Annotated in this window: 24 protein-coding genes; 11 read left to right on the top strand and 13 right to left on the bottom strand. The window is 45.8% G+C overall.

Annotated features, from left to right (window positions below; genetic code table 11):
- Positions 1–3: 3 nt before the first annotated feature.
- Positions 4–2,748 carry a DNA polymerase I gene (gene polA, locus NB647_RS01070; protein WP_269283724.1) on the bottom strand — a complete coding sequence of 915 codons (2,745 nt, stop codon included), beginning with the start codon at positions 2,746–2,748 and terminating at the stop codon, positions 4–6.
- Between polA and NB647_RS01065 the strand changes: the two genes are divergently transcribed.
- From NB647_RS01065 to argB, 5 genes are all read left to right on the top strand, one after another.
- A complete protein-coding gene (locus NB647_RS01065) occupies positions 2,749–3,486 on the top strand; it encodes an LOG family protein (RefSeq protein WP_269283722.1) in 738 nt (245 codons plus the stop codon).
- Positions 3,487–3,541: 55 nt separating this feature from the next.
- A complete protein-coding gene (locus NB647_RS01060) occupies positions 3,542–3,955 on the top strand; it encodes a hypothetical protein (RefSeq protein WP_269264704.1) in 414 nt (137 codons plus the stop codon).
- A 46-nt stretch (positions 3,956–4,001) separates the two neighbouring features.
- A complete protein-coding gene (locus NB647_RS01055; protein WP_269283721.1) occupies positions 4,002–4,961 on the top strand; it encodes a homoserine kinase in 960 nt (319 codons plus the stop codon).
- The gene (locus NB647_RS01050) at positions 4,958–5,719 is read left to right on the top strand and encodes a BPSS1780 family membrane protein (protein ID WP_269283720.1); all 762 of its coding nucleotides are present in this window, start codon (positions 4,958–4,960) and stop codon (positions 5,717–5,719) included. Before NB647_RS01055 ends, NB647_RS01050 begins: the two co-directional genes overlap by 4 nt.
- A gap of 94 nt (positions 5,720–5,813) precedes the next feature.
- A complete protein-coding gene (gene argB, locus NB647_RS01045; RefSeq protein WP_269264701.1) occupies positions 5,814–6,695 on the top strand; it encodes an acetylglutamate kinase in 882 nt (293 codons plus the stop codon).
- Positions 6,696–6,763: 68 nt separating this feature from the next.
- Here the strand turns inward: argB and NB647_RS01040 are convergent, their stop codons facing one another.
- The 12 genes from NB647_RS01040 to NB647_RS00985 all read right to left on the bottom strand — a co-directional run bounded on the left by NB647_RS01040 (position 6,764) and on the right by NB647_RS00985 (position 16,252).
- Positions 6,764–7,186, bottom strand: coding sequence for a F0F1 ATP synthase subunit epsilon (locus NB647_RS01040; protein ID WP_269283718.1), 423 nt, complete (start codon positions 7,184–7,186; stop codon positions 6,764–6,766).
- A 94-nt stretch (positions 7,187–7,280) separates the two neighbouring features.
- The gene (gene atpD, locus NB647_RS01035) at positions 7,281–8,657 is read right to left on the bottom strand and encodes a F0F1 ATP synthase subunit beta (RefSeq protein ID WP_269264699.1); all 1,377 of its coding nucleotides are present in this window, start codon (positions 8,655–8,657) and stop codon (positions 7,281–7,283) included.
- 55 nt (positions 8,658–8,712) lie between these two features.
- Positions 8,713–9,600 (bottom strand): F0F1 ATP synthase subunit gamma, encoded by an 888-nt coding sequence (gene atpG, locus NB647_RS01030; protein WP_269264698.1) that lies wholly within the window; start codon positions 9,598–9,600, stop codon positions 8,713–8,715.
- 36 nt (positions 9,601–9,636) lie between these two features.
- Positions 9,637–11,184 carry a F0F1 ATP synthase subunit alpha gene (atpA, locus tag NB647_RS01025; protein WP_269264697.1) on the bottom strand — a complete coding sequence of 516 codons (1,548 nt, stop codon included), beginning with the start codon at positions 11,182–11,184 and terminating at the stop codon, positions 9,637–9,639.
- A 48-nt stretch (positions 11,185–11,232) separates the two neighbouring features.
- On the bottom strand, positions 11,233–11,745 hold the full coding sequence (gene atpH, locus NB647_RS01020; protein ID WP_269264696.1) for an ATP synthase F1 subunit delta: 513 nt from the start codon (positions 11,743–11,745) through the stop codon (positions 11,233–11,235).
- Between the two features lie 2 nt (positions 11,746–11,747).
- A complete protein-coding gene (locus NB647_RS01015; protein ID WP_269264695.1) occupies positions 11,748–12,218 on the bottom strand; it encodes a F0F1 ATP synthase subunit B in 471 nt (156 codons plus the stop codon).
- A gap of 63 nt (positions 12,219–12,281) precedes the next feature.
- Complete coding sequence (gene atpE, locus NB647_RS01010; protein WP_269264694.1) at positions 12,282–12,515, bottom strand: F0F1 ATP synthase subunit C; 234 nt, start codon at positions 12,513–12,515, stop codon at positions 12,282–12,284.
- Between the two features lie 54 nt (positions 12,516–12,569).
- The gene (gene atpB / locus NB647_RS01005) at positions 12,570–13,403 is read right to left on the bottom strand and encodes a F0F1 ATP synthase subunit A (protein WP_269264693.1); all 834 of its coding nucleotides are present in this window, start codon (positions 13,401–13,403) and stop codon (positions 12,570–12,572) included.
- Positions 13,404–13,411: 8 nt separating this feature from the next.
- Positions 13,412–13,756 (bottom strand): ATP synthase subunit I, encoded by a 345-nt coding sequence (locus tag NB647_RS01000; protein ID WP_269264692.1) that lies wholly within the window; start codon positions 13,754–13,756, stop codon positions 13,412–13,414.
- Positions 13,757–14,004: 248 nt separating this feature from the next.
- Positions 14,005–14,646: an MBL fold metallo-hydrolase gene (locus tag NB647_RS00995; RefSeq protein WP_269264691.1), complete on the bottom strand. Its 642-nt coding sequence runs from the start codon at positions 14,644–14,646 to the stop codon at positions 14,005–14,007.
- 153 nt (positions 14,647–14,799) lie between these two features.
- Positions 14,800–15,207, bottom strand: a complete 408-nt coding sequence (locus NB647_RS00990) for an SPOR domain-containing protein (RefSeq protein WP_269283716.1) — start codon at positions 15,205–15,207, stop codon at positions 14,800–14,802.
- A gap of 265 nt (positions 15,208–15,472) precedes the next feature.
- On the bottom strand, positions 15,473–16,252 hold the full coding sequence (locus NB647_RS00985; RefSeq protein WP_269283713.1) for a type III pantothenate kinase: 780 nt from the start codon (positions 16,250–16,252) through the stop codon (positions 15,473–15,475).
- Positions 16,253–16,648: 396 nt separating this feature from the next.
- On the opposite strand from NB647_RS00985, the gene NB647_RS00980 reads away from it, so the two are divergent.
- The 6 genes from NB647_RS00980 to NB647_RS00955 all read left to right on the top strand — a co-directional run bounded on the left by NB647_RS00980 (position 16,649) and on the right by NB647_RS00955 (position 22,082).
- A complete protein-coding gene (locus NB647_RS00980; protein WP_269283712.1) occupies positions 16,649–17,773 on the top strand; it encodes an MlaE family ABC transporter permease in 1,125 nt (374 codons plus the stop codon).
- On the top strand, positions 17,773–18,582 hold the full coding sequence (locus NB647_RS00975; RefSeq protein ID WP_269283710.1) for an ABC transporter ATP-binding protein: 810 nt from the start codon (positions 17,773–17,775) through the stop codon (positions 18,580–18,582). The genes NB647_RS00980 and NB647_RS00975 overlap by 1 nt, the downstream gene beginning before the upstream one ends.
- Positions 18,572–19,450: an MlaD family protein gene (locus NB647_RS00970; RefSeq protein ID WP_269283707.1), complete on the top strand. Its 879-nt coding sequence runs from the start codon at positions 18,572–18,574 to the stop codon at positions 19,448–19,450. The genes NB647_RS00975 and NB647_RS00970 overlap by 11 nt, the downstream gene beginning before the upstream one ends.
- Before the next feature lie 143 nt (positions 19,451–19,593).
- A complete protein-coding gene (locus tag NB647_RS00965; RefSeq protein WP_269283704.1) occupies positions 19,594–20,079 on the top strand; it encodes an ABC-type transport auxiliary lipoprotein family protein in 486 nt (161 codons plus the stop codon).
- A 192-nt stretch (positions 20,080–20,271) separates the two neighbouring features.
- Positions 20,272–20,916 (top strand): alpha/beta hydrolase, encoded by a 645-nt coding sequence (locus NB647_RS00960; protein WP_269283702.1) that lies wholly within the window; start codon positions 20,272–20,274, stop codon positions 20,914–20,916.
- A 128-nt stretch (positions 20,917–21,044) separates the two neighbouring features.
- Entirely contained in the window at positions 21,045–22,082 is a 1,038-nt protein-coding gene (locus NB647_RS00955; RefSeq protein ID WP_416143571.1) for a D-alanyl-D-alanine carboxypeptidase family protein, read from the top strand.
- Positions 22,083–22,096: the final 14 nt, after the last annotated feature.

Raw genomic sequence — 22,096 nt, 5'->3', positions numbered from 1 at the left:
AGATCAGTGTGCTTCATCCCAGTTTTTCCCGAATCCGACTTCCGCAATCAACGGTACTTTTAATCGGGCAACACTTCCCATCAGTTCCGGCAATTTTTTTCTGACAATATCCAGTTCCTTATCAGGAACTTCCAGAACCAGCTCATCATGAACCTGCATGATCAGTTTCGATTCAAGCTGTTCGTTTTCCAGCCAGTTTTCCACTTCGATCATCGATAGTTTGATGATGTCTGCCGCCGTTCCCTGCATAGGAGCATTGATAGCCGCCCGTTCTGCTGCCTGACGACGGGGGCCGTTTGGTGAATTGATTTCAGGAAGCCAGAGTCTTCTGCCGAAAACGGTTTCAACATATCCCTGTTCTCTGGCCATTGTGCGGATGTTGTCCATATATTGTGCGACACCCGGATAGCGCTGAAAATAACGGTCGATGTAATTTTTTGCATCGGTTCGGCTGATTCCCAGATTGGATGCAACGCCGAAAGCGCTCATGCCATAGATCAGGCCGAAATTGATGACTTTGGCGTAACGTCTCTGTTCCGGATTGACTTCCAAAGGAGTGATGTCGAACAGTTCCGATGCTGTTGCACGATGGACATCCTGTCCGTCGTGAAAAGCCTTGAGCAGGCTTGAATCTTCCGACAGATGAGCCATGATTCTCAGTTCGATCTGGGAATAATCGGCTGAGACAATATAACTTCCCGCCGGGGCGATGAAAGCTTCCCTGATTCTTCTTCCCTCTTCTGTTTTTACCGGAATGTTCTGGAGATTGGGATCGCTGGATGCCAGACGTCCGGTGACGGCAACTGCTTGCGCATAGTTGGTATGAACTCTTCCTGTTTCGGCATTGATCATTCTGGGCAGCTTGTCTGTATAAGTCGATTTCAGTTTCGACATGCCACGATAATCCAGAATAATTTTTGGCAAGGGATAATCAAGCGACAGTTTTTCAAGAACTTCTTCACTGGTGGAAGGCGCACCGGACGGTGTCTTTTTGATCATTGGAAGTCCCAGTTTGTCAAAAAGAATTTCAGCCAGCTGTTTCGGTGAATTCAGGTTGAATGCCTGTTCTGCGGCCCGATATGCGCTTTTTTCCAGTTCGTCCATTTTGGTTCCGAGTTCCGAAGATTGTCCTAAAAGACGTTCTGGATCAATAAGGACACCATTACGCTCCATTTTTTGCAAGACAACGAGAGTCGGTATTTCGATTTTTTCGTAAATGAAACGTAATCCCTCGTTTTTTTCGATTTGTGGCCACATTTTTTTGTGGAGCTGTAGTGTAACGTCAGCATCCTCCGCCGCATATTCTGTTGCGCAATCCAGTTCAATCTGATCGAAACCGATTTGTGAAGCGCCTTTGCCACAAATTTCTTCATAGCTGATCGGTTTATGTTCGAGTAACCGCTCAGACAGGCTGTCCATATCATGACGCCTGTGCGATTCCAGTACATAGGATTCAAGCAAAGTATCATGCTCGATCCCCTGGAGGTGAATGTCGTAATTGGCGAAAATATGACAGTCATATTTCAGATTCTGGCCAACTTTCTTTTTGCAGGGATTTTCAAGCCAGTTTTTCAGTTTTCCCAGAACATAATCAACGGGCAATTGTTCGACAGGTTCAATCGTACGGTGGGCGAGCGGAATATAGGCCGCAAGACCTGGTTCGACGGAAAGGGAAATTCCGACCAATCTGGCTTTCATGGAATCCAGGGAAGTCGTTTCCGTGTCCAACGAAGTCAGTTCGGCCCGATCGATTTTACGAAGCCAGTTATCAAGCTGTTTTTCGGTCAGTACCGTTTCATATTTTTGTTTTCCGACAAATTCACCTTGCTGGAAAGCAGGTTCATTGAATAATCCAAACTGGTTCTTGTCGTCGTTTTTTTCCTGGGAAGTAGCGTTCAGTTCCCTTAACCAGCTTTTGAATCCATAACGTTCATAGGCTTTTCTCAAACCGGCAATATCTTCGGGTTTTTTGACGAGCGTTTCATTGATTGACTTGAATTGACCGCTCAAATCGCAATCTGTCCGGATGGTTATCAGTTTTCTTGCCTGGGGAAGCCAATCGAGAGACTTGCGCAGATTATCGCCGGCTGTTCCTTTGATCGTGCCCGCATTTTCGATGACACCATCCAGGGAACCGTATTGAGCGAGCCATTTGACAGCCGTTTTCGGACCTACTTTACTGACGCCTGGAATATTGTCCGATGTATCGCCGATCAAAGAGAGGTAATCAATTATCCGTTCCGGAGGAACACCGAATTTCCTGATGACTCCTTCCGTATCCATCACTTCGTTGTTCATGGTATTGACCAGCATGACATGATCTTTTACCAGCTGGGACATATCCTTGTCACCTGTCGAAACGACAATATCAAATCCTTCTTTGCCGGCGATGGTGACAAGGGTTCCTATGACATCGTCTGCCTCGATACCCTCGACAGACAAAACCGGCCAGCCGAGCATTCTGACCAATTCATGGATGGGTGCGGTCTGTTTGACCAGATCGTCGGGCATGGCAGAACGGTTTGCCTTGTATTCCTGATAAAGATCATTACGGAAAGTCTTGCCTTTTGCGTCGAATATACAGGCAACGTAGGCTGTGGGATAATCCTTCTGCAAACGGTGCAGCATATTCAGGAAACCATAGATGGCTCCAGTCGGTTCGCCTTCGGCATTGCGCAAATCCGGCAAGGCATGATAGGCGCGATAAAGGTAACTGGATCCATCGACTAATAATAAAAGTTTGTTCATATGGAAGAAAACGCAAAAAGCGTGCTCAAATTGCACGAAATCACCGACGTCAATTATGCAACGATTCTCAAAGCCAGAGAATCCTGGAGCATGTTCTCCATTATGTCAGAATTTATCGAATCGACCGAACGTCTTTCCGAAATAAATCCGGCTGTCACCATTTTCGGTTCCGCGCGTGTACACCCGGACAGTCCCTACTATATTCAATGTATGGAACTGGCAAGACGTCTGTCCGATGCCGGTTTTGCCGTCATATCCGGCGGCGGTCCCGGCATCATGGCTGCGGCGAATCGTGGCGCCTATGAGGGGAAATCACTTTCTGTCGGACTGAACATCGAGTTGCCTCATGAACAGGCACCGAATCGCTGGCAGGATGTTTCCTTGAATTTCAGACATTTCTTTGCCAGGAAAGTGGCTTTTGCCAAATATGCCGATGCATTTGTACTGTTTCCAGGGGGATTCGGGACGCTCGACGAAATGAGTGAAGTGCTGACTTTGATCCAGACCGGAAAATCACGTCGGATTCCTGTCATTCTGGTCGGCAGCAAGTTCTGGAAAGGATTTATCAACTGGCTGGAAGATTCCTTGCTGGCTGAAGGAATGGTCAACAAGGAGGATATCGAATTGATGCAGATAATTGATGAAACCGACAAGGTACTGGAAGCGATTTTTTCATTTTATGAAAAACGTTCAACAGGCCCTTCGGAGGAAGAAAGACAGAAAATGCTGTACCTGTAAACCTGATCCGTTTGTTACAATAACTTATCCATTCACTTTATTGGTGCCAACCACCATGCAATCATTTTTTCATTTCAGAAAAACCATAGCGCTAGCTGCTTTGGCGGTTACGTCCGTGGCAATGGGACAGGATGTGCAACAGTCACCTCAGGTACAGGAACTTGAAGTGATCGATGAAGTCGATCAGCCTGCCATCACTATCCGCAAACCGGATATGACAGGTGAAATTACGGAAAAGCGCCAGGGTGGGATCGTGGAGGAAATCAAGGTAAAAAGTGGGCCGAGTACTTATTATCTTTTTCCAAACGGTCCGAATGGCGTTCCCGGTTCTTTCGAAAGCAATGAAGTAAGACCGGCCTTATGGAAAGTGCACGAATTCGATGTCGGTGAATCCAGACAGGACGACAAGAAGGAAGAAACGGTTGAACCTTTGAATGCTCCGGCATTGCCTCCTCCGTCAATGAACTGACAAGACAAGTATTTTCTTCATTATTATTGTTTAACCGAAATAACTCATGGCAGTGTTTACACCGGTCAGTTTGCAGGATCTGACCCCCTGGATTTCATCTTTTTCTTTAGGTTCCGTAAGCAATATCAGGGGAATCAGTTCTGGAATCGAAAACAGCAATTTTTTTGTTTCCACGGAAAAAGGAGAGTATGTTCTGACGCTTTTCGAAAAACTGACTTTTGATGAACTGCCTTTTTATCTCAATCTGATGCAGCATCTTGCCCGGAAGGGAATCAAGGTACCGGCGCCGGTTCCTGACAAGAACGGGAGAATTCTTCATTCGCTGCATGGAAAACCCGCATGCCTTGTTACCAAACTGGTTGGTGACTGGCAACCGGAACCCGAAGCACTTCATTGTGCACAAGTTGGGGATATGATGGCAAAAATGCATCTTGCCGGGCAGGACTATTCTCTTCAGCAGCCAAATCCCAGAGGGTTGGAATGGTGGAAAAAAACGGTTCCTCTGATACTTTCCTATTTGCCTGTAAAAACGTCTTTCATGCTTCAGGATGAATTGCGTTTTCAGGAAGAATTTGCTTCTACGAATCTTTACTGGAGACTTTACCGGGGTCCTATCCATGCTGATTTGTTCCGAAATAATGTCATGTTCGACAGTACCCGGTTGACCGGTTTTTTCGACTTTTACTTTGCAGGATGCGATACATGGCTGTTTGATGTCGCTGTTGCCATCAATGACTGGTGTATCGATCCGGGAACCGGAGAACTGGATTCAGTTCGCGTCAGGGCATTTCTGGATGCTTATCATGCCGTTCGCCCTTTTACACTTGATGAATGTGCGGCCTGGAAAACCATATTGCGGGGAGCGGCATTGCGATTCTGGATTTCCAGATTGTATGATTTCTATCTGCCACGGGATGCGGAAATATTGACACCGCACGATCCCTGTCATTTTGAACGTATATTGCGGTTGCGAATTGCACAACCGGCACCTGAACTTGTCCTATGAATTTATTGAAAGCCAGAACAGGCTGGGACTGGATCCTGGGTGGTTTGACTCTCTTCAGAAAAAGGCCTTTTTTTCTGACCAATCTTTTTTTTATCTATCTGATCAGCCTGATTTTGCTGAGCATGATTCCGTTCATCGGCCAGATTTTGCCCATATTGATTGCCCCTGTTTTTACATTTTTGTTCATGTATGTCTGTTTTTCGATCGATATCGGGAGACAGATTACTTTTCGTGAATGTTTCGAAGTATTGGATCGCACGATTATATGGCGTCTTGTCATGGTGGGGGGAGTGTATCTGATTTTTGGTTTGTTTGCGGTCGGATTGTCTTTTCTGGTGGAGGGGGGAAATCTGTTTTTTCTTTTTGTCCAGAGTTCACCTGATAAATTGCCTTCCCCTGATTTGGGCGGTATGTTCATTGCACTCGGGCTGATTTTTATTGTCTATATTCCATTTGCTATGGCAACGTGGTTTGCCGCTCCACTGATTGGCTGGAAAAAAATGGGTTTTGGAAAAGCGCTTTTCTACAGTTTTTTTACAGTTGTCAGGGAATACAGACCTTTCGTTGTTTATATGTTTTCCTGGGTATTTGGCTTCATATTGCTGAATCTGGCTTCCGGTTTGTTGAATATTTTGATCGGACGATCTGCCGCTGCTTTTATCGCTTTCATACTGTCCGTCATCATATCCGTATGGATGTACTGTTCCTTTTATCCCACTTATCGGGATATTTTCGGCCGTCCGGATTCGAACCTGTAATTCTTCCGCTTTTTAGACGGTAAAATTCAACAGTCTGAATGCTTTTTAGCATCAATTTTTCTGCCATCGCTTTAACATGTTGTGAGGTCATTCAATGAGCAAACTCGAACCGAAAATAAAAGCGGAAATCCTCGCCGAGGCTTTGCCCTATATCCGGAAATTTCATGGAAAAACCATTGTTATCAAATATGGTGGCAATGCTATGACCGAAGAAAGACTGAAACACGGATTTGCGCGCGATGTCGTCCTGTTGAAACTGGTCGGCATGAATCCTGTCGTTGTACATGGTGGTGGTCCACAGATTGACAATGCCTTGCGAAAAGTCGGTAAAAGCGGAACGTTTGTGCAGGGAATGCGGATTACTGATGAAGAAACAATGGAAGTCGTCGAATGGGTGCTTGGCGGAGAAGTGCAACAGGATATTGTCATGCTCATCAACCAGTATGGAGGCCAGGCTGTTGGATTGACAGGCAAGGATGGTGGTCTGATTCATGCCGAAAAAATGCAGATGCCGGACAAGGATAAACCGGGTGAGTTTATCGACCTCGGTTATGTCGGTAAAATTACTTCCATCAATCCGGCTGTTGTCAAAGCCTTGCAGGACGATGCATTTATTCCTGTCATTTCTCCTATTGGATTCAGTGATGATGGCCAAGCATATAATATAAATGCCGATGTCGTCGCCGGTGAAATCGCCCAGATTCTGAGAGCGGAAAAGTTGATCATGATGACCAATACACCTGGTGTACTGGATAAGAAAGAGCAGTTGTTAACGGATCTGACCGCTCATGAAATAGAGACTTTGTTTGCAGATGGAACGATTTCCGGAGGTATGTTGCCCAAAATCGGGTCCGCGCTGGAGGCAGCCAAATCAGGCGTAAATTCTGTTCATATCATAGATGGACGAATTGAACATTCCCTGCTTCTGGAAATTCTGACGGAACAACCATTTGGTACCTTGATTCGTTCTCATTGATTTAAAGAAACCAAAATAAAAAAGGGCAACTCTCGGGATGCCCTTTTTTTATCGTCATAAAAACTGAATCAATGTTTCCGACGGTTTTGGAGTCGCTTGATCAGTGCCAGTTGTGCAATAGCCTGTGCGATTTCAGCTTGGGCTCTGGCATAGTCAATCTTGGAATTCTGATTCAGCAAAGCGTTTTCGGCCTGTTTCTTGGCTTCTTCAGCTTTGGCTTCGTCAAGATCTTTTGCCCGAATTGCAGTATCGGCCAATACAGTAACGACGTGTGGCTGTACATCGAGAATACCGCCCGCCACAAAAACATATTCTTCTGTATTGGCTGTTTTGATACGTACAGCACCCGGTTTTATACGCGTAATTAACGGAAGGTGACGAGGATATATCCCGAGTTCTCCCATCTCGCCTGGCAACACGACGAATTCCGCTTCTCCAGAAAAAATCAATTCTTCCGCAGATACAACATCAATATGAATGGTGTTGGCCATGTTTAAACCTTTATATCAATCAGTAAATGTCATACGGACTTTTACGGCATGGCTGTTAATCGGTAACAGCCATGCATTGTTCAACATTTTACTGTTACATGCGTTCGGCTTTTTCGATGGCTTCGTCAATGGAACCCACCATATAGAAAGCCTGTTCAGGCAAATGATCCAGTTCACCGGAAACAATCATCTGGAAACCTCTGATCGTATCTTTCAGTGGAACATATTTTCCTGGCGAACCGGTAAAGACTTCAGCAACGTGGAATGGCTGCGACAGAAAACGCTGTATCTTTCTGGCACGTGCAACCACCAGTTTGTCTTCAGGCGCCAGTTCATCCATACCCAGAATGGCGATAATATCCCGCAATTCCTTGTAACGCTGCAAAATACTTTGTACGGAACGGGCTGTGTTGTAATGTTCTTCACCGACAACATGCGGGTCAAGCTGACGGGATGTGGAATCCAGCGGATCAACTGCAGGATAAATTCCCAAGGAAGCGATGTCACGGGAAAGAACGACTGTTGAATCCAGGTGAGCGAAGGTCGTTGCCGGAGAAGGGTCAGTCAAGTCATCGGCAGGAACATAAACAGCCTGGATGGATGTAATGGAACCCGTTGTCGTCGAAGTAATCCGTTCCTGCAATTTACCCATTTCTTCTGCCAGTGTAGGTTGATAACCCACAGCGGATGGCATACGACCCAGCAAGGCGGAAACTTCTGTACCAGCCAATGTGAAACGGTAGATATTGTCGACAAAGAACAGAACATCACGTCCCTGGTCACGGAAACTTTCCGCAATGGTCAAACCGGTCAATGCAACACGGAGACGGTTTCCGGGAGGTTCATTCATCTGACCATAAACCATGGCAACCTTGTCCAGAACGTTGGATTCCTGCATTTCGTGATAGAAGTCGTTACCTTCACGAGTACGTTCACCAACACCGGCAAAAACGGACAAACCGGAATGCTGTTTTGCAATGTTATTGATCAGTTCCATCATATTGACGGTTTTGCCCACACCGGCACCACCGAACAAACCGACTTTACCGCCCTTGGCAAACGGGCAGATCAAATCGATAACTTTGATGCCAGTTTCCAGCAATTCCTGCGAAGGAGACAGATCGGTATAGGCTGGAGGTTGATGGTGAATGGAAGCTCTCTGGTCGGTTTCAACAGGACCCGCTTCATCAACCGGTTCGCCGAGAACATTAAGAATACGGCCAAGAGTCGCTTCTCCGACTGGAACCATAATAGGTTTGCCAGTATTTTTGATGGTCATGCCACGACGCAAGCCATCTGACGAACCCAGTGCAATGGTACGTACAATACCTCCGCCCAATTGCTGCTGAACTTCCAGTGTCAGGTCGGAACCTTCCATCTTTAGAGCATCATACACCTGTGGTACGTCGCCGGGAGAAAATCTCACGTCAACCACAGCGCCAATACACTGAACGATTTTGCCTTCTGCCATTTTTCGTTCCTTTAACTATATAAATATCGTTTTAGTAATTCCGGGCTGCTGTTTATCACTCTGCTGAAACAGAAACAGCTGCTGCACCGGAAACAATTTCAGTCAATTCTGTTGTAATCGCAGCCTGACGGGTCTTGTTGTAAACCAGTCCCAAATCGGAAATAAGGTTTCCGGCATTATCACTGGCCGATTTCATCGCCACCATACGTGAAGATTGTTCGGATGCGATGTTTTCGGCAATACCTTGATAAACCAAAGTTTCGATATAACGTTGCAACAAAGCATTGATAACTGTAGCCGCATCAGGCTCATAAATGTAGTCTGGCAAAGGAATATTTGGGTCTTTTCGTTCCAATGCGTCCTTTGGCAGGGGAAGAATCTGTTCGACAACAGTCTCCTGCTTCATGGTATTGATGAACTTGTTGTAACACAGATAAATTGCATCAAGTTTTTCTGCGTTATATTCATCAAGAAGCAATTTCAATGGTCCAATCAGCTGTTCGATTCGAGGTGCATCACCCAATTGTGTGATGTGGGAAATGATTCTGGCACCGATCCGGTTCAAATAACCCAAACCCTTTGAACCGATTGCCAGAGTCGTGATTTTATTACCCTTTTTTTCCTCTTCCCTCATTTTATTTGTGGCAATTCTCAATATATTGGTGTTCAGACCGCCACACAACCCCTTGTCGGTCGTTACAACAATAATACCCACTCCCTTGGATGTATTTCTTGCAACCATGTATGGATGAACATAGTCAGGGTGAGCACTTGCCAGATGAGAAGCTATATTGCGAATAGTTTCACTGTATGGGCGGCTTGCACGCATCCTGTCCTGCGCCTTGCGCATTTTGGATGCGGCAACCATTTCCATTGCTTTGGTAATCTTTTTCGTATTTTCGACGCTACGAATCTGATTACGTATGTCTTTGCCTGATGCCATAAGGTTTTACTCCTTTTGCGTCACTGAATCCATGTTTCAGGCTGAAAAATTACTGCCTTTTTTGAATTCAGCAATAGCTTCAGCCAGTTTCGATTCATCGTCTTTGTCCAGACGCTTGTTTTCTTCGATACGATTGAGCAAATCAGCTTGTTCAGTTTTCATATAGCTGTGCAACGCTGCTTCAAACGGAAGGACATTTTTGACTTCAATATCATCAAGGAAACCGCTGTTTACAGCAAACAGGGAAACGCACATCAATGAAACCGGAAGTGGAGAATACTGATCCTGTTTCAACAATTCTGTAACACGGGCACCACGATCAAGTTGCCGTCTCGTTGCATCATCAAGATCGGAAGCAAACTGTGCGAATGCTGCCAATTCACGATACTGAGCCAAGTCGGTACGAATACCGCCTGAGAGACCTTTGACTGCCTTGGTTTGCGCGGCACTACCGACACGCGAAACAGAAATACCCGCATTGATGGCAGGACGGATCCCTGAATTGAAAAGGTTCGTTTCCAAAAAGATCTGACCGTCGGTAATGGAAATGACGTTGGTTGGAACGAAAGCAGAAACGTCACCCGCCTGGGTTTCAATGATTGGCAAAGCTGTCAACGATCCGGTCTTGCCCTTTACTTCGCCGTTGGTGAATTGTTCAACGTAGTGTTCATTGACACGGGCTGCACGTTCGAGGAGACGGGAATGCAAATAGAAAACGTCACCGGGGAAAGCTTCACGTCCAGGTGGACGACGCAACAACAGGGAAACCTGACGGTAAGCAACAGCCTGTTTTGAAAGGTCGTCATATACAATCAGTGCATCCTGACCACGATCCCGGAAGTATTCACCCATGGTGCAACCGGCGTATGGCGCGATATACTGCATGGCTGCCGATTCGGATGCCGTAGCCGTCACAACAATGGTGTATTCCATTGCCCCGTTTTCTTCGAGTGCCCGGACTATGTTCTTGATGGATGAGGCTTTCTGGCCGATCGCGACATAAATACAGACCATGTTTTGACCCTTTTGATTGATGATGGCATCAATCGCAATGGCTGTTTTACCGGTCTGCCGGTCGCCGATGATCAATTCACGCTGACCCCGTCCGATCGGTACCATGGAGTCAATTGCCTTGAGTCCGGTTTGCATCGGCTGGGAAACGGATTGACGTGCAATAACGCCCGGAGCGATTTTTTCGATAGGGGCTGTCAGTTTGGCGTTGACGGGACCTTTCCCATCGATTGGACGCCCCAATGCGTCGACGACACGTCCCAGCAATTCCGGACCAATGGGAACTTCAAGAATACGACCTGTACATCTGACAGTATCCCCTTCAGAAATATGTTCGTATTCACCTAAAATAACAGCGCCAACAAAATGACGTTCAAGATTCAGTGCAAGACCATAAGTATTTCCTGGAAATTCCAGCATTTCGCCTTGCATGGCATTGGAAAGTCCTCTTATCCGGCAAATACCGTCGGATACGGAGACAATTGTACCCTGATTGTGAATTTCTGCCGTATCATCAAGACTTTCTATCCGGCTTTTAATCAATTCACTGATTTCGGACGGGTTGAGTGACATACTAACTCCTAAAATTGTTCTATCAGTTCTGCTGCTCGGGCAGGCAGTTTATGAAGCAAGAACTTCCTGCATTTTCTGCAGTTTTGTACTTACAGTCAGATCAAGCACTTCATCATCAACAATAACCTTGATTCCACCGATAACAGAGTTATCAATCGTCACTGTCGGATTGAGTTTGCGACCAAACCGTTTTTCAATTGCAGGCATCAACTCATCAAGTTGTTGTTGCGTCAACGGAAATGCACTCAATATGGTTGCATGAGCAGAGCTTTTCACTGTACTTCTCAGTTTGTAATACTGCTCACCGATCTCCGGCAACAGTGAAACGAAATTTCTGACCTTATCATTTTTCAGTGTCTTGACCAGCAAGAGAATGAAATCCACCACTTCATTGGTCTGCAAGTCAGGATTGGAAATAAGATTCTGGAATTCCTTGTTTTTCGAAATAGCCACCAGTTGGTTGACGAAACCGTCTACCAATTCGGAACCTTTTTCACCACTATTTTGGGATAACTGAAAAAGTGCTTCGGCATAAGGAAGAGCTGTCGTAGTTTTATCCATGATCACAACTCGTTAGAAATTTGTTTCAACAAATCCGCATAAGTAGCACTGTTGATTTCACGTTTCAGGATTTGTTCAGCTCCTTTCATGGCAAGAGCAGCGACATCAGCCCGCAATTCCTCTTTTGCACGCAATACTTCCTGTTGTGCTTCAATTTTGGCTTGCTGAATGATCTTGCTGGCCTGCTGTTCCGCATTCTGTTTGATTTCCGCTGCAACGATCTGTGCGCGTTGTTCAGCTTCAGCGATGCGTTTCTGGCCTTCTTCACGGGCTTTTTTGATTTCTGCCTGAACATGCTGTTCAACAGAAGCAACTTCCTGTTTGCTTTTTTCAGCAGCAGCTAAACTATCCGCAATTCTTTGCGACCGTTCGTCAAGTACTTTAACCAATGGGGGCCATACCACCTTTGCCGTAAAAATAGCAAAGACAAGGAAGACCACAATTTGTACAAATAATGTGGCATTTAAGTTCACGGTAAATTCCTCTCAATAAATAATTTGCATCCCTATCAAGGCAAATTTTGAACCGGATACCAATTAACCTGCAAATGGATTGACGAATGCAAACATGAGGGCGATAGCAACGGCGATCAGATAAACCGCGTCAACCAGACCTGCCAGAAGCAACGTATTGGTACGCATCGGGTTTGTCAGTTCAGGCTGACGGGCAGAAGCTTCAATGAATTTTCCGGAAAGAAAACCAATCCCGATTGCAGCACCCAGAGCTGCCAGACCTACAACGATACCGCAAGCCACACTTAACATACTCATAATATTTTCTTCCTATAAAAATTGATTAAAAAAACACATCAAAAACCGAAACAATCAATGACTTTCATGTGCCAGACCAAGATAGACAAGCGTCAGCATCATGAAAATGAAAGCCTGCAAAAAGACGACCAGGATATGGAAAATCGCCCAGACTGAACCAGCGATAACGTGGCCGATAAAGAACAGTGATCCGCCAAGAGACAACGCTGCATAAGAACCGAGAATGGCGATCATCAAAAAGATCAGTTCACCCGCATACATATTTCCCCACAACCGCATGGAAAGGGAAATAAATCTTGCCAGATATTCAATAATATTCAGCAGGATATTGGCAGGAAACATCAGTGGTCCGAACGGGGCACAGAACAGCTCATGAAAAAAACCTTTGATACCCTTGATTTTAAGCCCATAGTAGATGGACATGACAATCACGCACAGAGCGATACCGACCGGTGCATTCAGATCGGATGTCGGTACCAGACGATGGTACGGCAAGTGTACGTCCAGACCGGTCCAGGCAAATATCTGGCTGAACAGATCCACAGGAATGAAATCCAGGCAGTTCATCAAGGCAATCCAGATGAAAATTGTCAGAGCCAGCGGAGCAATAAAACGGCGATCACCGTGAATTTGCGCTTTGGCCTGATTGTCAACCATTTCAACCAGCATTTCTACCGCCGATTGCACACGTCCCGGAACACCGGATGTCGCTTTTTTGGCAACGATAAACATGACAAGACAGGCGACGACACCACAGAAAATCGACCAGAAAACGGTATCCACATTAATGATGGAAAAATCGATAATCTTTTCCTGATGCGACGTTCCAAGGTTCTTCAGATGGTGGGTAATGTATTCCGCTAAAGTAGGTGCGTGTTGCGTATCCATGATTACACTCAACTTTTCAATTTAGACAATAAAAAAATATAACTTTTGAAACTGATAACGAAACTGACTGTAAAAGCAATCCAGTTAATGTCTTTATAGGCCAGAAAAACCAAACAGACACAACCTATTGTCAAAACAATTTTCGCAAACTCGATGACAGCAAAAAGCACAAGATTCGCCGGCCCGGTGCCTCTTATTCCCAGATAAAAAAACAGAACAAAAATGGCATTGGGAACAATGAAACATAATGCCGCCAAAATGGACGATACCCCTGCTGGTTTCCCACCGATTATTACGGCAATCACAGCGATAACTGCTGCAATTGCTAACTGCCGTAAAACAACACGTCTCATGCCTGATTTATTTGTATCAAAAATTAGACGTGTTCCATCAGGAAAACAAAAACATTCTCGGCAAAAAGAATCTTTCTGTAACCTGATTCAGGTCAAACGTCCGAATTATACTTGTGTTACAAATTTGCGGTCAATGAAATTTTGCCTACAAAATATGCAAATTTTTTCTTATTTGGGAGTTCCGGAGAAAGTTTTTTTCTATTGAAAAATAATTATTTCCGGAACTTTTCTAATGTAGATTGCAAGGATTAATTTTTATCTCTTACAAAGGCGTTGCCCCGCCGTTCCTGGCCTATGGATGAAACGGGACCGTGTCCGGGGATGAACTGGACATCGTCGCCCAGTTTGTACATGTTTTCCCGGATGGATTTCTCCAGAGCCTTGAAGCTGCCTTTGGGAAGATCGGTTCGTCCGATTGAACCGGCAAAAAGCACATCGCCTGAGATAGCGACTTTGGTCGGTGCATGGAAGAAGATAACGTGGCCGGGTGAATGGCCGGGACAATGAAATACCTGCAAGGTTTCATTGCCTACCGTAACTTCGTCTCCCTGATTGAGCCAGCGGTCGGGTGTGAACGGATCGCCGGGAGGAAGACCCCACATACGTGTCTGGTCGGAATTCAGCTGTTCCAGCAACCATGCATCTTCCTTGTTCGGTCCTTCGATCGGCACGTTATACAGGTCTGCCAGTTTTCTGGCTCCACCGCAATGGTCCAGATGGCCATGGGTTACGAATACTTTTTCCAGTGTAAGATTGCGCTGTTTCAGCGCTTCACTGATTTTGTCAATATCTCCGCCTGGATCGACGACTGCGGCTTTATTGGTTGTTTCGTCCCACATGAGGGTGCAATTTTGCTGAAAAGGAGTAACAGGAATGATTTGAAACTTCATGGCTGCTCGCAATTAAAAGTTGAGTTGGAGAAAACAGGGTAGCTTGCATTGATTCAAGTGTCTGTTTTACTTCCGTTTTTAGAGGGTTTGGAAAACTGGAACATTATAGCCAACTTTTTCTGTTTGAGACGTTTCAAGTGAAAATAGTCCTGTTCACTGAACGACTTCACCTGGTTGTTGGCAGGATTTTCTGGTGATTTGAGGATATGCGTCGAGCAAGTCGTTTATTCGATCGAGTTGATGATCATCCGGATTGTTTACCTGAAACGCAATGCCCTGTGTAATTTTTCCGCGCCCGGCAATTGATGCATTGTGTATGCCGCGCTTTTTAAGCTCCGCGACCAGTTTTCTGGCGGAATCTTCTGTCTTGAAGATTCCAAGTGAAATTGCATACCGGAATTTCCCGTCCGGGATGAAAAAATAATGGCTGATTCCTCGTTCCTGTAATTCAGCAATTTTTCTTTCGGCCATCTTCGAATTTTTGGATGGCGGAATAAAAACCATGTAACTGGATGCCGTATCGACTGTTATACGATTGATCATATCGGGTGGAAGTGCCATTTTTTTCTCGAATGTGTCGGCGTCCTGTAAATTGAAATTCCCTATTTCAACACAATTTGTTTGCAGCCGTTCGTTTTTCCCGTCAGATCCAAAATCGGGTGAGAAACTTTGGGAAGCTGTAAGAATCCGGATCTTTTCCGGACTGACAGGTTCGGGATTTTGGATTCGTATTGATGGTCTTGCAGTATCGGACTGGTCCAGTGTTGTTGCAAATACAACGATGTTAATGGCGAGCAGTAACCAGAAAACGAGTTTTAACATAAATTCAGGATATGTTTTGAACGGAAAATGTGTGCAGTCCTATCAGGACGAGATTATCTATTATTCTGAAGGGTATAGGAAGATTGGGAGCGATATAACGGGCGGCGCCACCCGATAAAAGACAGAGAACACCGGGAAATTGCCGGCTCTGTGTCATGACTGCCCGCTCGATTGCTCCTGCCTGTGCGTTCAGGCATCCGCTCAATATGGCGTCACCTGTATTGTTTGCGAAAACGGCAGATTCATTGTTCATCTGATTGATATCCGGCAGTTGTGCCGTGTTTTGTGCCAATGATTCAGCCATCAGCTTCAGCCCGGGAAGTATCATGCCTCCGAGGAAGGTTCCGTCCGGTGATAATGTGTCGATTGTTGTCGCTGTCCCGGCGGTGACGATGACGAGAGCTTTGTCGGGAAAAAGTGAATGGGCGCCGATCATTGAGGCGAAACGGTCACTTCCCAGTTTTCTGTAATCCAGATAGGTATTTTTAACGCCTCCCAGTGAAGGTCTGGAATAAAACCACTCGATTTTCAGAGGGGCGGGTTTTAGCGTTGTCAGAAATTCAAAAAGAATGTTGCCAAGATATTGGCCGGCGACATTGGAAATGAGGATGTGCTGGATCGGCTTTTCCTCATGCAATTTTTTCCAGGCGCTTTTCAGAGCGGCAAGTTCATGATGTCTGACCGCTCCGAAATTTTTCCAGCTGACGGATTCCGGGTTGAATATCTGGTCAGGATTGGGACGGGCCCATTTGATAAAGGTATTTCCTGCGTCAACTAGCAGCATAATGACAAAATCCTATTTCAACCGAGAGGATATTACCCGTTTCGCATTGACTGGGTCCGTCGGCAAGCATGATCGTCCATAGTAATAAAGAGTCGGAAACACTGGCTTTATGTCTCATCAGAAATGGTGTGTTTTTTTCGACATCCAGTATCATACTGAAACGGAACGATAGGTTCCATATTCAATGTGTTGTGATCATTGGCGGTTGCGAAATGATAAGATCATCAGATGATATTTCTTCAGTGAAATAAAAAAGGTGAAATATTGTCACTTTGAGCCGAATGGATTAATAAAATGAACGCTGTTCTTGATGATATTCATTCGTAACATGGATAGCCGGATGCTATTTTAGGGAATTCAGTACAATAAGCGCATCTTAAAAAATACCGGATTTTTATGTCGAACGACAAGGATCAGATACCAAGACTTGACATTATTGATGCCAACAGTGTTGTCGCGCGTGGTCGCTGGCGGGTTGAGTCACTGGCTGTTTCCGGAAACATTGCCCGTATCCAGTCGACCATTCGTTCTTTTAAGGAAAAAAATGCCGTTAAATGGGATCTGAGCCAGATTCTTGAGCTTGATTATATTGGTGCCCAACTGTTGTGGGATAACTGGAACAAATCCCGGCCGCAAGAACTTGTTGTGACAGTTGAACAGAACAAGCTTTTTTCCCGGCTCGAATGCGCAGGTTCATTGAAGTTGCCGGAAACGAAACCTCCTCATTGGTATTTCTTTGAAAAAATCAGAAAATTTCCGCATACAGCGGCTGAGCACTTTTCCGGAACGGTCGGGCTGGTCGGGCAATTGATGATCGATCTGCTTCGTTTCGCCAAAGCGCCTCACAAAGGACCCTGGACAGAAATTTCCGCTAATATTTATCATGCAGGAGCGCAGGCACTCAGTATCACGGCGATTGTCGGTTTTCTGATCGGGGTCGTTTTGTCTTATCTGTCAGCGCAGCAGCTTCATGTATTTGGCGGAGATGCATTTCTTGTCAATCTTCTCGGAATGAGCGTAATAAGAGAACTGGGGCCTTTGCTTGCGGCCATTCTGGTGGCTGGCCGTTCGGGATCGGCCATGACCGCCCAACTGGGTGTTATGCGGGTTACCGAGGAACTGAGCGCCATGCAAGTGATGGGAATGTCTCACGGGTTCAGACTGATCATGCCGAAAGTCATTGCTTTGTCGATTGTTATGCCTTTACTGATCATATGGACAGACATGTTGGCGTTGCTGGGAGGGATGCTGGCAGGAAGTTTCGAAATTGGTTTGTCTATTCCTTATTTTCTTTCCGCATTGCCTAATGCGGTTCCCATCGCCAATTTGTGGATCGGAATTGGAAAAGGATTCGTTTTCGGTATCCTGATAGCGTTGATCGCATGTTATTACGGCATGAAAATCAAGCCGAATACAGAAAGTCTCGGACAGGGAACGACCAGTTCTGTTGTGACGTCGATAACCATCGTTATTTTGGCTGATGCCATTTTCGCGGTTGTTCTCCAGGGAGTGGGATTCTGATGGAGACAAATGCTATCGAAATCCGTGGATTGTGGACACAGTTCGGTAATCATATCGTTCATCAGGACCTGGATCTGACTGTTAAAAAGGGTGAAATCGTTTCCATTGTCGGTGGCTCAGGTTCGGGAAAAACAACTTTGCTGCGCGAAATTCTCGGGTTGCAGAAACCGTCTCGTGGCACGGTCAAAGTGTTGGGAATCGATATTGACAAGGCAAGTGCATCTGAGATGCGGAGACTGGACGATCGCTGGGGAGTATTGTTCCAGCAAGGTGCCCTTTTTTCGGCTTTGTCGGTATTCGATAATATTGCATTGCCGATGCGTGAGTTACATGGTTTGCCGGAATCCCTGATAACGAATGCGGTATTGTTAAAACTTCAAATGGCCGGGTTATCTCCGGATGACGCCGTCAAAATGCCGGCAGATTTGTCTGGCGGAATGATAAAAAGAGTGGCATTGGCTCGTGCACTTTCACTTGAGCCTGATCTTTTGTTTCTTGATGAGCCGACCGCCGGTCTCGATCCTGCGCTTTCCGACAGTTTTGTGGATCTCATCTCCGGACTGCATGACGAGCTTCATTTAACTGTTGTGATGGTTTCGCATGATTTGGATACGATTCTTGATTTGTCGACTCAGATAATTGTTCTGGCTGACAAGAAAGTTGTCGCAAGTGGTTCGCCGGAAGACATTCTCCGGGTTCGACACCCTTTTATTGAAAATTTCTTTTTGGGAAACAGAGGCAGAAAAGTGTTGGCGGGCTTACCACATTTGAATGTCGCCAAGGTATTGGGAGGAAGTAATGGAAAATAAATCCCATGCGTTTATCGCGGGTTTGTTTACAGTCTGTCTGGTTGCGGCGGCTTTGTTTATTGTCTGGTTTCTCAATATGGACCGGACTGTACGTGTGCCTTATATGATTGCAACCAACCAGTCGATTCCAGGGTTGAATCCTCAGGCAACAGTCCGGTTTCGCGGACTTGATGTCGGTCGTGTTACCCGGATCGGGTTTAATCCGGAAGAACCGGGGGAGATCCTGATTTATTTTGAGGTAAAAGATGATACACCCATGACAAAGTCGACCTTTGCCACTTTAACGTATCAGGGGGTTACCGGTATCGCGTCTGTAGAATTGAGCGACGATGGGACGAATATGGAAAAACTGGTAACTTCACCGGAAAATCCTGCGGAAATTCCGATGCGTCCCAGTCTGCTGGCGGAATTGCAATTGCGTGGACTCCAGATTCTGAAAGAAGTGCAGAGTGTATCCTCTCAGCTGGCTATTCTGTTCAACGACAAAAACAGCAAGACAATGATGGATGCGTTTAGAAATATCAGCCGTACAGCCGAAAGCTGGGAGAAAGTCCCTCATCAGCTTGAACCGACACTCCATCAATTGCCTCAGGTGACGGAAGATACCCGGAAAATGATCCAGTCCATTACCGAATTGTCGAAGGATCTCAAGGATTTGAGCCAGAAAGCCAATACGTTCATGTCAAATGATATGAGCAGCGATGCGATTCCCCGTCTGGAATCGTTGACCGAAGACGCCAAAATGACTTTGTATAACCTGAACAAGGTTCTGGAACAGTATAAACAGAGACCATCCGGTCTGCTTTTTGGCGCCAAAGGCCCTGCACCGGGTCCTGGTGAACCCGGATTCGATCCTGATGGACAATAACCGGAATGCCGCTGGAGGAACTTGCCATGTTGAAAAAAATCAAATTTTGTTTTGCCATTCTTGTTGCGGCCTGCGTTTTGACAGCATGCGCCCTAGGAGACAGGCGGCCACCGGCAATACAGTATGATCTGGGACCGCTGAAAATGGATAGATCAGAAAGTATGTCTGCCCGTTTGCCTGTTATCAGTACCAAGGTACATGCGCCGGAATGGATGAATGAGAATTTGATGTTTTATCGTCTTGATTACATCAATGACCAGCAGGTCCGTTTTTATACGGAAAGCAGCTGGAATACATCGCCGGCGAGGCTATTCAAAAACAGGCTGGATTCCTGTCTTGTTGCGGCAGGCAATACCGTAACCGGAGTCAGAACATCGTTGCCTGCACTAACCCTGCGAATCTATCTTGAAGATTTCAGCCAGCATTTCTCGAGCCCATCCGACAATGTCACCCGGATTGTCCTGCGTGCTTCCCTATTTAAGGGACGCGACCTGGTTGCACAAAAGAGATTTCAAAAGGATGTCAGGTCTTTGACAGCTGATGCACAGGGAGGTGCGAAAGCACTGGCACAAAATAGCGACGAACTGATTGTGGAGATCATGCAGTGGCTGACGGAGATGAATCTTTAATTGTTTAATGCCATTTTTTCGGCAAGCTTTTGCCAGGACCTGTCTGCCTGAAAAACAGACAGGTTTTTTTGTTTTTCAACAGGACACGGATGAATCAATTTATGTGGTTTGCCAGATCGGATAACATGGGATAATCAAACCGGCAGGTAATCATCTTTACCGTAACAATCAGAAAAGATATGGGAGAGTTCAATGAATGCTGATACCGAAATTTTCTTCGTATCCGGCAATGCCGGAAATCTTGAATGTGCGCTTGATTTACCCAAAAAAAAGCCGGTTGGTATTGCCCTTCTTGCTCATCCTCATCCCCTTTATGGCGGTACCATGAATAACAAGGTAGTCCAGATGATGGCACGATCTTTTATTGGCCTGGGGTTTCTGGCGGTCAGAATGAATTTCCGTGGAGTCGGGAAGTCTGAAGGTGCACATGATTTTGGGAACGGCGAAACGGAAGATATGGAAAATGTGCTGGAACATATGCAAAGAAAATATCCGAACTTGCCGGTTGTGCTGGGAGGCTTTTCATTTGGCACTTATGTTCAGTCACGGTTGCAGCAACAGATGGTTTTAAAGGGCAATCCGCCTGAAGGGATGGTTTTTGTCAGTACGACAGCGGGGAAATGGGCCGTGGAGAAAGTGCCGGAAAACACCCTTCTGATTCATGGCGAAATGGATGAGGTTGTGCCGCTGTCCGATGTCTTCAATTGGGCACGTCCTCAGGATTTGTCCGTTGTCGTTGTCGCGGGTGCCGATCATTTGTTCAATCATAAATTGCATCATATCCGTCGTATCATCACGACCGCTTTCAAGAATCGGCAAGAGGCCGGAAATTTCTGATTCGGATTGAAGTGTTAAATGAGAAAAAATTTTCTGTCTGTTTGTATTCTTTTTTTCTGGTATTGGTTAATCCGACCAGTTCCCTGGCAGTTACGACACCAGCTCTTGGAGCAAAGTCATGGCTTTTGATGGACGTTGTCAGTAATCAGGTTCTTGCATCACGTCATGCGGAAGAGAAAACGACAGCACGTGCGGCATCCAAACTGATGACAACCTATCTTGTTTTCGGTGCTCTCAAAGAAGGCAGGTTGAGTCTGAAGCAATCAGTTGTCATACCTGAAAAAATCGCCGTCTTGAATTCGGGTGGATCCAGGATGTTTCTTCAGGCAGGTGGAAAAGCAACGGTACAGGAATTGTTGTACGGTTTGATTGTTCATGATGCGGATGATGCCGCTCTTGTTCTGTCTCTGGTTGTCTCCGGTGATGAAAAGAGATTTGTCGAGCTGATGAATCAGGAATCTTTGCGGCTGGGCATGAAATCAACTTTGTATGCGTCTCCTTTCGGGTCCGGCAAAGGCGGTTATTCGACACTTTCAGATCTTGCTGTTCTGGCAGCAAATGTGATCAGGGAATATCCGGCCTATTATTTCAATTTTTCTGTCAGGGAACTGACTTATAACAGCATCAGGATGAGAAATCCGAATCGTCTGCTTTGGCTCGATCCTGCCGTTGATGGATTGATGGCAACGAACGGTAGCGGGCAATCTTATATGCTGGTTGCTTCTGCAAGGCGCCATAGCGCTTTGGGTGAAAGGAGGTTGCTGTCGATTGTGTCGGGGGCTGTTTCTGATCAAGCACGAACTCAGGAAAGTCTGAAATTATTGAATTGGGGTTTTCAGAATTTCGACATGATCCGGTTATTCGAGAAGGACCAGATTGTTGCGAAACCTGAAGTCTGGAAAGGTTCGTCCGGAAATATGGAGGTGGGATTTATTGAGGATACTTATATTTCCATTCCGAAGGGTGCTGTTCCACGGTTAAGGTCCGTGCTTGTCCGGAATGATCCTCTTATTGCACCGATCGATGAGGGAGCCAGGATCGGAACTTTAAAAGTCATGATAGAAAACAAAGTGATTGCCGAGTTACCGGTTTTTGCGCTGGAACAGATCAATGTGGCCAGTTTTCTGGGCAGGTTATGGGATACCATCTGTTTATGGTTTAAATAAAAAAGGAGTTAATG

The sequence above is a fragment of the Oxalobacter aliiformigenes genome, from assembly GCF_027116575.1.
Lineage (GTDB): Bacteria > Pseudomonadota > Gammaproteobacteria > Burkholderiales > Burkholderiaceae_D > Oxalobacter > Oxalobacter aliiformigenes.
Note: the sequence above shows the minus strand (reverse complement) of the source record. Positions and strands in the feature narration are given on the sequence as shown.

Coding starts and splice junctions, on each gene's coding strand:
- polA (WP_269283724.1), bottom strand. CDS start 2,748: ATGAACAAACTTTTATTATTAGTCGATGGATCCAGTTACCTTTATCGC.
- NB647_RS01065 (WP_269283722.1), top strand. CDS start 2,749: ATGGAAGAAAACGCAAAAAGCGTGCTCAAATTGCACGAAATCACCGAC.
- NB647_RS01060 (WP_269264704.1), top strand. CDS start 3,542: ATGCAATCATTTTTTCATTTCAGAAAAACCATAGCGCTAGCTGCTTTG.
- NB647_RS01055 (WP_269283721.1), top strand. CDS start 4,002: ATGGCAGTGTTTACACCGGTCAGTTTGCAGGATCTGACCCCCTGGATT.
- NB647_RS01050 (WP_269283720.1), top strand. CDS start 4,958: ATGAATTTATTGAAAGCCAGAACAGGCTGGGACTGGATCCTGGGTGGT.
- argB (WP_269264701.1), top strand. CDS start 5,814: ATGAGCAAACTCGAACCGAAAATAAAAGCGGAAATCCTCGCCGAGGCT.
- NB647_RS01040 (WP_269283718.1), bottom strand. CDS start 7,186: ATGGCCAACACCATTCATATTGATGTTGTATCTGCGGAAGAATTGATT.
- atpD (WP_269264699.1), bottom strand. CDS start 8,657: ATGGCAGAAGGCAAAATCGTTCAGTGTATTGGCGCTGTGGTTGACGTG.
- atpG (WP_269264698.1), bottom strand. CDS start 9,600: ATGGCATCAGGCAAAGACATACGTAATCAGATTCGTAGCGTCGAAAAT.
- atpA (WP_269264697.1), bottom strand. CDS start 11,184: ATGTCACTCAACCCGTCCGAAATCAGTGAATTGATTAAAAGCCGGATA.
- atpH (WP_269264696.1), bottom strand. CDS start 11,745: ATGGATAAAACTACGACAGCTCTTCCTTATGCCGAAGCACTTTTTCAG.
- atpE (WP_269264694.1), bottom strand. CDS start 12,515: ATGAGTATGTTAAGTGTGGCTTGCGGTATCGTTGTAGGTCTGGCAGCT.
- atpB (WP_269264693.1), bottom strand. CDS start 13,403: ATGGATACGCAACACGCACCTACTTTAGCGGAATACATTACCCACCAT.
- NB647_RS01000 (WP_269264692.1), bottom strand. CDS start 13,756: ATGAGACGTGTTGTTTTACGGCAGTTAGCAATTGCAGCAGTTATCGCT.
- NB647_RS00995 (WP_269264691.1), bottom strand. CDS start 14,646: ATGAAGTTTCAAATCATTCCTGTTACTCCTTTTCAGCAAAATTGCACC.
- NB647_RS00990 (WP_269283716.1), bottom strand. CDS start 15,207: ATGGCACTTCCACCCGATATGATCAATCGTATAACAGTCGATACGGCA.
- NB647_RS00985 (WP_269283713.1), bottom strand. CDS start 16,252: ATGCTGCTAGTTGACGCAGGAAATACCTTTATCAAATGGGCCCGTCCC.
- NB647_RS00980 (WP_269283712.1), top strand. CDS start 16,649: ATGTCGAACGACAAGGATCAGATACCAAGACTTGACATTATTGATGCC.
- NB647_RS00975 (WP_269283710.1), top strand. CDS start 17,773: ATGGAGACAAATGCTATCGAAATCCGTGGATTGTGGACACAGTTCGGT.
- NB647_RS00970 (WP_269283707.1), top strand. CDS start 18,572: ATGGAAAATAAATCCCATGCGTTTATCGCGGGTTTGTTTACAGTCTGT.
- NB647_RS00965 (WP_269283704.1), top strand. CDS start 19,594: ATGGATAGATCAGAAAGTATGTCTGCCCGTTTGCCTGTTATCAGTACC.
- NB647_RS00960 (WP_269283702.1), top strand. CDS start 20,272: ATGAATGCTGATACCGAAATTTTCTTCGTATCCGGCAATGCCGGAAAT.
- NB647_RS00955 (WP_416143571.1), top strand. CDS start 21,045: ATGGACGTTGTCAGTAATCAGGTTCTTGCATCACGTCATGCGGAAGAG.